Below are 9,032 nucleotides of genomic sequence, written 5' to 3'. Positions count from 1 at the left end.
CCCGCCACGGCCCAGGCCACCACCGTGGCGGGCTCGCCCGCGGGCAGCGCGGGCGGCTCCAGGCCCAGCGCGGCGGCCACCGCGGCCGGCGTGCCCACGCCCACCGCCAGCGCCGGCTGCGTGCGCTCCCACGCGCCGGCGGCCACCGGCTCGCCCGCCTGTGCCACGAGCTGCCCGGCCAGCGCCAGCGCGGCCGCGCCGGCATCGCCCTCGGCGTTCACCAGCACCGTGCGCGCCGACTCCAGCAGCAGCACGTCGCGCAGCGTGGCGGCGCGCTCGCCGGCCGCCAGGCGCCGGAACACGTCCGCGTGCGCGTCCACCTGCAGCGCCACGGGCCGCGCGCGGGTGGCGATGTCCGCGCGCGTGCGTGCGCCTTCCAGCGCCAGCACGTGCGTCTCGCGTGCGCCGTCCCCGGTCGTGATTTCCACGGGCACGCGCAGCGCGTAGGGCGCGCCCTGCTGCGTTTGCGCCAGCCGCAGCGTCACGCCGTCCTCGCGCCAGTCCACACCCTGCAGCGCCAGCGCCGGCGCGCCCGCGCGCTGCAGCCACTGCGGGAAAAAGCCGTCCAGGCGCTGGCCGCCGGCCGATTCAAAGGCCGACTGCAGCTCGCGCCAGCCCGCGTCGCCCAAGCGGTGCGCCGCGTAAAACCGCTTCAGGCCGGCGTCGAAGGCGGCCTGGCCCAACTGGCGCTCCAGCATGTGAAAGACGAAGGCGCCCTTGCCGTAGCCCACGACCTGGTCGCGCGCATGCGTCTTGGTGACGAAGGCCGACAGCGGCGTGTCCGCCGCGGGGGCGAGCGCCGCGAAGTCCTGCAGCCACTCGCGGCGCATGCGCTCCTGCGCCTCGGCGCCGGACAAGGCGTAGTCGCTCTGGTAGGTGGTGAGCGCCTCGGCCCAATTGCCGCTGCCCGCGCGCACCCGCACGCCGTTGCCCCACCAGCCGTGCAGCACCTCGTGCGGCAGCGAGCGCGCGCGCATGAAGGGCAGGGGCAGGATGGCGCGCGACACGTAGGTCAGCCCCGGATAGCCCAGGCCCACCGGGTCGGGGCCGGAGAGCATGTCGAAGCCGGCGTAGGCATAGGGGCCCAGTTGCGCGGCGTAGCGGTCGAGGTGGCGCGCGGCGTCGTCCAGGTAGGCCTGGGAAAGAGGGGCGACCTCGGCGTGAAAGCACGCGCGCAGCCGCAGCCCGCGATGCGGGCGGCCCTCGCACTGCCAGGGGCCGGCCAGCAGCGTGGGCGGCTCGCCGGCGTAGGCCTCGAACACCGTGCGCGTGCCGGCTGGGGTGCTGTCCTCCTCCCGCAGCGCGCCGGTGAGCGCGGCCTGCTGGCCGGGCGGGGTGAGCACGTCCACCCGCACCCGGTCGGCCTCGCCCAAGCGCGGATACCAGGCGGCCTCGCCCGGCAGCCACGTGCCCTCGGCGGCCACGCGCGGCGGCGCCTGGCCCGCCAGGCGGCCGGACCAGCGCACTTCCAGCGACGAGGCGCCTGCCGGCGTCGCCAGGCGCAGCGCGTCGCCCTCGCGCGTGAAGGGCAGCGCGCGGCCCGCGGCGCTCACCGATTGCACTTGCAGCCCCTGCATGAGCTGCAGCGCCAGCGGGCCGCGCCGGCCCGGCGGCAGCGCCATGTGGTCCACGCCCTCCAGGCGGCCCTCGGCGGGCTCCAGCCGCAGCGTGATGTGGTGGGACGGGGCGGTGGCCGGCGGCAACGCACCGGCCAAGGCGCCGCAAGCCGCCAGGGAGGCCGCCAGGGTGGCCGCCGGCGTGCGGACAGGGCGTGAACGGAAGTGCGTCATGCGGGTGCCTCAGCCCAGCGGCGACACGCCAATGAGCCAGGCGTGCGCGCCCGCGAGGAACAGCGCGTACAGCGCCAGCCCGCCCAGGATCGCCACGAGGTCGTTGGCCGGCCGCGGCGGCGCTGCGGGCACCGGCGGGCGCGGGTGGCGTTTGACGGAGATGCGGTCGGCCACCGCCCAAGCCAGGAAGCCGCCGAAGAGCAGCACGTCGGCCAGCGTGCCGTTGGCCAGCAGGTGCGCCAGCGCCCACAGCTTCACGGCCGCCAGCATGGGGTGCTTCACGGCGCTGCGGATGCGCCCGGGCAGGTAGGCCGCCAGCAGCAGCGGGAACACCGGCAGCATCAGCAGCAGCGCCAGGTGGCGCGTCCACAGCGGCGGCGTCCACAGCACCACGGGCGACTGCCGCGCCCACCCGTAGCCCACGGCCAGCAGGATCAATCCGGCCAGCGACAGCAGCGAGTAAAGGCCCTTCCACGGCTTCTCGCCATGGCGCGCGATCCAGCGGCGGCGCCAGTCGGGCGCCAGCATGGACAGCGAATGCGTTCCCAGGAACAGCAGCAGGCCGAGCAGCAGCAGCGTCATGGCGACAGTCTTTCGCGGCAGTGGGGCGCCGCATCATAGGCGCCGGCAGCCGGTGCGCCCGCAACCTCAGCGGCGCCGTGCGGCGCGCGCCGCCGCAGCCTCAGTTGCGGCGCTGCTGCAACTGCCACATGCGCACGCACAGGTCCATGGCGCGCGCCAGCGTCTCCAGGCGGTTTTGCAGAATGCAGTAGTCGGCCATCTTGAATGGGCCCTGCTCGAAGCGGGCCACCTGTTCCTCCCAGTCCTGCACGGCCACGCGCACGCGCTCCAGGCCGTCCACGGCATGGTCGCGCGTGAGCACGCCCACGCGCTGCAGCAGCGCCTGGATCTCGCGGATGCGCTCGCTCCACAGCGCCTGCAGCGCCTCGGCCGACAGCGTCTGGCACAGGAACTGGATGCGCGCGCGGTTGAGCTGCATCCAGAAGTGCTGCAGCAAGTCGGCCAGCGACTCCAGTTCCGCCGCCTCGTCCAGCCGCAGCCGCGTTGGGCTGAAGGCGCTGAAGAAGGAGGGGCTGGGAGGCCGGTAGCGGGCGCGCGGCGTGGGCATGGCAGGTTCCTTGGAAGCTTGGCGGACGGTGCGGGGTGCCGCAGCCGCCCCGGACGGTGGCGTCCTGCCTGGCCCGGGAGCCTGCGCCGCTGCCGCGCTGTGGGCGGCTGGAGGCGGCGGCGGGCTGGGGGCTGGCGGGGCGGCGTCGTCCGCAGGCGGTGCGGCGGGGCTTGCGGGTGCACAGGCAAACCGCCTTCCCGCATCCCGGGGTGCATCCCGGGAAATCAGCTTGGGGGAAGCTCCTCATGACAGACGCACGACAATGCGCGGTTTTTTCGAGGCTGCCGCCTCAACTCGGACCCGCCGCTGCCGAAGCGCCGGGCTTGCATGCGTGCGGCCGCGAAGCTTTCGGCGCCCGGCGCCTTGGCCCGCGCCGCCACGCCCCGTGCAGCGGCTGCGGCACGTTTTCCCGTCATGACGCCAGAACATTCCGATTCAGTGCCGATTCACGCCGACGCGGACGCGGCAGTGGGCGGCGTGCGCCGCCACGTGGGCCTGGTGCTGCTGCTGGCCTGCGCGGCACTGGTGGCCGCAGCGGCGCTGTTTCTGTGGCAGGCGCGCGGGGCCGCGCTGGCGCAGGCGCGGCAGTCCAACGCCAACCTCGCGGCCTCGGTGCTGGACCATGCCGAGGCCGTGGTGCGCGAGTCCGACAGCTTCATGGCCCTGGTGGCGCGCACGGTGCTGGCGCCCTACGAGGACGGCGGCGGCGCCACGCAGGCGCTGCGCGACGAGATCCTGCGCCACTTGAGCGGGCAGCCCGCGCTGCACGACATCTACGTCTACGACGCCCGCGGCGCGCTGCGCTTGAGCTCCTACGCCGTGCCGCGCTACGAGGCCTCGGCGGCCGGGCGCCCCTTCTTCGCCGCGCACCGCGCCAGCACGCGCGACGACCTCCTGGTGGGCAAGCCCTACCGCGTGGAGCCCCACGGCGAGTGGGTGGTGCCGCTGTCGCGCCGCCTGGTGCATGCCGACGGCAGCTTCGCCGGCGTGGTGGTGGGGGCCCTGTCGGTGCGCTACCTGCAGCAGTACCTGGAGCGCTTCGACCTGGGGCCGGACGGGCTGCTGGCGCTCAACACCCGCGACGCCACCGTGCTCGTGCGCCGCCCCTACAGCGAAAGCGCGCTGGGTGCGGAGCTGCAGGGGTCGGCGCTCTACCGCGAGCACTACGCGCTGGCCGACGCGGGCAGCTTCACCGCCGCGTCGCCGCTGGACGGCGTGCTGCGCGAGTACAGCTTCGTGCACTCGCAGCGCTTTGCGCTGCTGGTCGTGGTGGGCCAGGCGCGCTCGCACGTGCTGGCGGCGTGGGGGCGCCTGGCGGTGCTGGATGCACTGGCCGTGGCCGCGGTGGTGGCGCTGCTGGTGGGCGCCAGCGTGCGCATGCAGCGCGCGCTGCGGCGCGAGCAGGCCCTGGCGCGCGAGCTGCAGCGCTCGCACCGGCGCCTGGCGGAACTGGGCCGCGCCATGGACGAGCACGCCGTGGTGGCCATCACCGACGTGCGCGGCGTGATCGTTGGCGTCAACGATCGCTTTTGCGCCCTCTCCAAGTACAGCCGCGAGGAGCTCATAGGCGCGCCGCACAGCATCGTGCGCTCCGAGCGCCACCCGCCGAGCTTCTTCCGGGAGATGTGGCGCACCATCGCGCGCGGCGGCGTCTGGCAGGGCCAGATCGAGAACCGCGCCAAGGACGGCAGCACCTACTGGGTGGACACGACCATCGTTCCCTTCCTCAACGAGCGCGGCAAGCCCTACCAGTACATCGCCATACGCACCGACATCACGGAGCTGCGGCGCACGCAAGTGGAGCTGGAGACGGCCCACGAGCAGCTCGCGCTGAGCAACGAGGAGCTGGCGCGGCTGGCCGCGTTCGATCCGCTCACCGGTCTGGCCAACCGGCGCCGCTTCGACCAGGCGTTGCGCGAGGCCTGGCTGGACGCGCGGCGCCGGCGCGAGCCGCTGAGCCTGCTGATGATGGACGTGGACCGCTTCAAGCAGTTCAACGACAGCCTTGGCCACCCCGCGGGCGACGCCTGCCTGTGCCGCGTGGCCATGGCGCTGCGCAGCGTCTCGCGCCGCCCGGGCGACTTGGTGGCGCGCTGGGGCGGCGAGGAGTTCGCCATGCTGCTGCCGCACACCGACGCCCAGGGCGCGCAGGTGGTGGCCGAGCTGGCGCGGCGCGCGGTGTGGCAGCTCGCCATAGAGCACCCCCACGGCGAGCTGCGGCGCGTCACGGTCAGCGTGGGCCTGCACACCCTGCTGCCGCCGCTGCCGCAGGCAAGCGGGCCAGGCAAGGCCGGCCAGAGCGGGGCCGGGGGCGAAGCCGAGGGCCAAGGCCAGCCGCAGGACCCGGGCGAGGCCGCGCTGGTGGACGGGGCCGACCGCGCCCTCTACGCCGCCAAGCAGGGCGGGCGCAACCGCGTGGCGGCCTGGCCGCAGGACGGCGACGCAGGTTTCAGCACCAAGCTTCTGGATACGTTGTGACGTAGATCACAGTCAGTGTGGACTTCATGCCGCCTGCAGGCGTGCTGTGCCGCAGCATTGCGAGGTCCACTGGCTGCTGATGACTGTGGCGGGTCCATGGCTTCGCGGACGGCGCCGCATGGACGCACGAGTCGTCGGCGGTCCGTGAAGTGCTTGACATGCCGCGCGTCATTCCCCCTCTTTTCGGCCGATTGCGAGTCGGCCCCAAGCTGCTCGTCCTGAGCCTGCTGCCGCTGGTGCTGACCGCGGGGCTGGGCGGCATGCTCGTGCGCGATCGTTTGCGCATCGCCGACGGGGCCAAGCAGGAGCTGGCCGGGCTGGCCTGCCTGGGCGAGGTGCAGCGCGTGCTCATCGGCTCGGTGGCGCCGGAGGCCACGGGCGCCTCGCGCCGCTCCACGGCGCTGATGCTGCAGGCGCCGTCCTGCGCCGAGACCGCGGGCGGGCGCTTTTCGCAGGCGCTGGAGCGGCTGAGCCAGGACCCGGCGCAGCAGATGGCCGGGCTGCCCGGGCGTGCCGCGCTGGCCGCGCTGCGCGTGGAGGTGCTGCGCCAGGGCGAGACGGTGGTGGAGCGTGTGGCCTGGGATGCGCGGCTGGGCGCCAGCCCCGCGCTGGACCAGGGGCGCCACGCGCTGCCCATCGTGGTGTCGCGGCTGCCGGAGCTCATGGTGCTGGCGCAGCGCATGCAAGCGCTGCTGCTGGCCGCGGCGGTGCCGCACGGCACGCCGGGGGTGGAGGCGGTGGAGGACTGGCGCAGCGAGTTCTACATGCTCGAAGGCCAGCTCGTGGCGCAGGCACGGCTGCTGGAGCTCGACGGCCAGCACGCGCGCAACACCAACGACGAGCAGTTGGCCGCGGCGCTGGCCTGGCAGACGCAGATGCTGGGGGCCATCGAGGACTTCGGCCGCAGCGGGCGCACGCTGGCGCAGGGCAACACCAACCCCACCGAGGCCGCGCTGCAGCCGCTGGACGTGGCCTTTCGCGCGCTGCTCACGCAGGTCGAGCAGCACGCCACGCGGCTGTCGGCGCCGCTGGCGGCGCAGCTGGAGCAGCGCGTGCAGCAGCGCAAGCGCAAGCTGGTCCTGGAGCTTGGCGGCGGCGGCGCGGTGCTGCTGGTGCTGCTGGTGCTGTCGCTGCGGGTGGCGCGCCAGATCACGCGCCCGCTGGAGGCCTTTGCCGAGGTGGCGCGCGCGCTGCGCCGCAGCGGCGACACCACGCGCCGCCTGGAGTGGGACGCGCAGGACGAGTTCGGCCAGGTGGCGCAGGCCTTCAACCAGACGCTGTCGCGGCTCACGCGCAAGCGCGCCGAGCGCGACGAGCTGCAGGCCGCGCTGGAGACGCTGCAGTCGCAGACGGGCTTGGGCGACGTCACGCCGCTGCCGCTGGTGGTGACCTCGCTGCCCGCGCACGAGGTGCTGCACGCCAACGCCGCCGGGCTGGAGCTCACGGGCCGGCGCCGGCAGGATCCCTGGAGCCTGGGGCTGGACGCCGACACCCGCGCGCAGCTGGCGCGCCACTTGGGCGAGCGCGGCCAGGTCGACGGCTTCGAGGTGCGCTGGCAGATGGGCGCGCAGGCCCTGAGCGGCGTGGTGTCGCAGCGGCGGCTGGTCTACAACGGGCGCGACGCGGTGCTGACCGTCTTCACCCCGGTGGAGCGGCTCAGGGCGGCCGAGCAGGGCCTGTCGATGTGGGCGCAGGTGTACGAGGCGGCCACCGAGGCGCTGGCCATCTTCGACCAGCAGCGCCAGCTCGTCTCGCTCAACGGCGCGCTGAGCCGGCTGACCGCCTGCCGCACCGACGCGGTGGTGGGCCGCGGGCTGGAGCGGCTGCTGGCCGAGGACACGGAAGGCGAGTTCGTGGAGCGCTTCTGGCGCAGCGTGGAGGGGCAGGGCCGCTGGCAGGGCGAGATGCAGTTGCGCCGCTCCGACGGCCGCTCCGTGCCGGTGTGGGTGGTGGCCAGCGTCATCAGCGACGTGGCCTCCGCCGAGGGGCCGCGGCGCTTCACGCTGTTCAGCGCCGTGGACGTGAGCGAGCGCCAGGCGCAGGAGCAGCGCATCCGCTACCTGGCGCACCACGACGCGCTCACCGGGCTGCCCAACCGCGTGCTGTTCCTGGAGCGCTTGCGCGCGATGGTGCAGCGCGCGCGGCTGGGCGAGTCCCAGGTGGCGGTGCTGTGCATCGGGGTGGACCGCTTCCGCCAGATCAACGATTCGCTGGGCCGCGCCGGCGGCGACGCGCTGCTGCGCGCCGTGGCGCAGCGCCTGGTCGAGACGCTGCGTGCCGGCGACGTGGCCTGCCGCCTGGGCGGCGACGAATTCGCCGTGGCGTTGGGCGGGCTGCAGGACGGCGAGGAGGCGCTGCGCCTGGTGGAGCAGCGCTTCCTGCCGCAACTGCGCCGAGCCTACGCCGTCAACGGCGTGTCGATGGAGATCACCTGCAGCGTGGGCGTGGCGCCGTGCCTGGTTGGCGTGGAGGCCGAGGAGGCCATGCGCCGCGCCGACGCGGCCGTGGCCCAGGCCAGCGGCAAGGGCGGCGACGCGGCCAGCCTGTTCACGGCCGAGGTGCACGAGCGCGCGCACCGGCGCGTGATGCTGGAGTCGCAGTTGAAGCTTGGGCTGGAGCGCGGCGAGTTCTCGCTGCTGTACCAGCCGCGCGTGGCCGCGCGCGACGGTGCGCTGGTGGGCGTGGAGGCGCTGCTGCGCTGGAACAGCGCGCGCCTGGGCGAGGTCTCGGCCATGGAGTTCGTGCCCGTGGCCGAGGCGTCCAAGCAGATCGTGCCCATAGGCGCGTGGGTGCTGGACCAGGTCTGCCGCCAGCTCGCGCAGTGGCGCGCGCGCGAGATGCCGCACCTGCACGTGGCGGTGAACCTCTCGCCGGTGCAGTTGCGCGATCCGGCGCTGCTGGAGACGCTGCGCTCGGCGCTGCAGCGCCACGGCGTGGCCGCGGCGCAACTGGAGCTGGAGTTCACCGAGGCGGCGGTGATGGAGGACGTCGAATTCATGCTGGCGCAGTTCGTGGCGCTCAAGCAGTTGGGCGTGGGCCTGTCCATTGACGACTTCGGCACCGGCTACTCCAGCGTGCCGCACCTGAACCGCTTCCCGGTGGACCGGCTCAAGGTGGACCGCACGCTGGTGGCTGCGCTCGCGCGCGACCTGGGCGAGCTGGCGGTGGTGCGCGCCATCGTGGGCCTGGGGCACACCATGGGGTTGCAGGTCACGGCCGAGGGCGTGGAGGACGAGGCCACGGCCGAGGTGCTGCGCGGCGCCGAGTGCGACGAGTTCCAGGGCTACCACTACGCGCGCCCGCTGTCCGTGCCGGACCTGGAGGCCTGGATCGGCCAGCTCCTGCCTCCCACCCCGCCCGTCACCCGCGGCGAGGTGCGGCCCATCTTGCAGTTGCTCACGCGCAGCGACGCAGCCTGAAGCCGCCGGCCCCGCCCGCGGCCTTCACCCTTTTCGTTGCCGGTTCAAGTGCCGGCGCACCGGCGCAGAAGCCGCGTCATGGCTCCTCTTGCAGGCCCCAGCGACATCCGCCCATGAAAGTTGAGGTGCTTCAGCGGAGTTTTCTGACCCAAAGCGTTAATTTTTCACGGGTGCATGGGAAATTGATAAATAGTATGTCGCCGCGCATGTCTGGGC

Annotated in this window: 5 protein-coding genes; 2 read left to right on the top strand and 3 right to left on the bottom strand. The window is 73.9% G+C overall.

The annotated features are described in order from the left end of the window. The 3 genes from ALA01S_RS35305 to ALA01S_RS05220 all read right to left on the bottom strand — a co-directional run. A partial coding sequence (locus ALA01S_RS35305; RefSeq protein ID WP_066332986.1) for a M1 family metallopeptidase occupies positions 1 to 1,790 on the bottom strand: 1,790 nt, incomplete at its 3' end. A gap of 9 nt (positions 1,791 to 1,799) precedes the next feature. Next, positions 1,800 to 2,372, bottom strand: a complete 573-nt coding sequence (locus ALA01S_RS05225) for an NnrU family protein (RefSeq protein WP_066332984.1) — start codon at positions 2,370 to 2,372, stop codon at positions 1,800 to 1,802. 100 nt (positions 2,373 to 2,472) lie between these two features. After that, complete coding sequence (locus ALA01S_RS05220; protein WP_066332982.1) at positions 2,473 to 2,919, bottom strand: hypothetical protein; 447 nt, start codon at positions 2,917 to 2,919, stop codon at positions 2,473 to 2,475. A 438-nt stretch (positions 2,920 to 3,357) separates the two neighbouring features. Here ALA01S_RS05220 and ALA01S_RS05215 point away from each other — a divergent pair, with 438 nt between their 5' ends. Together ALA01S_RS05215 and ALA01S_RS05210 are read left to right on the top strand one after the other, a co-directional pair. Beyond that, positions 3,358 to 5,397 carry a diguanylate cyclase domain-containing protein gene (locus tag ALA01S_RS05215; protein WP_066332979.1) on the top strand — a complete coding sequence of 680 codons (2,040 nt, stop codon included), beginning with the start codon at positions 3,358 to 3,360 and terminating at the stop codon, positions 5,395 to 5,397. A gap of 158 nt (positions 5,398 to 5,555) precedes the next feature. Then, positions 5,556 to 8,816 (top strand): bifunctional diguanylate cyclase/phosphodiesterase, encoded by a 3,261-nt coding sequence (locus tag ALA01S_RS05210; RefSeq protein ID WP_084267239.1) that lies wholly within the window; start codon positions 5,556 to 5,558, stop codon positions 8,814 to 8,816. Positions 8,817 to 9,032: the final 216 nt, after the last annotated feature.

This window comes from Azohydromonas lata NBRC 102462, from assembly GCF_001571085.1.
GTDB classification, from domain to species: Bacteria; Pseudomonadota; Gammaproteobacteria; order Burkholderiales; family Burkholderiaceae_C; genus Azohydromonas; species Azohydromonas lata.
The sequence above is the reverse complement of the archived record's forward strand: the minus strand, read 5'-3'. Positions and strand labels throughout refer to the sequence as shown.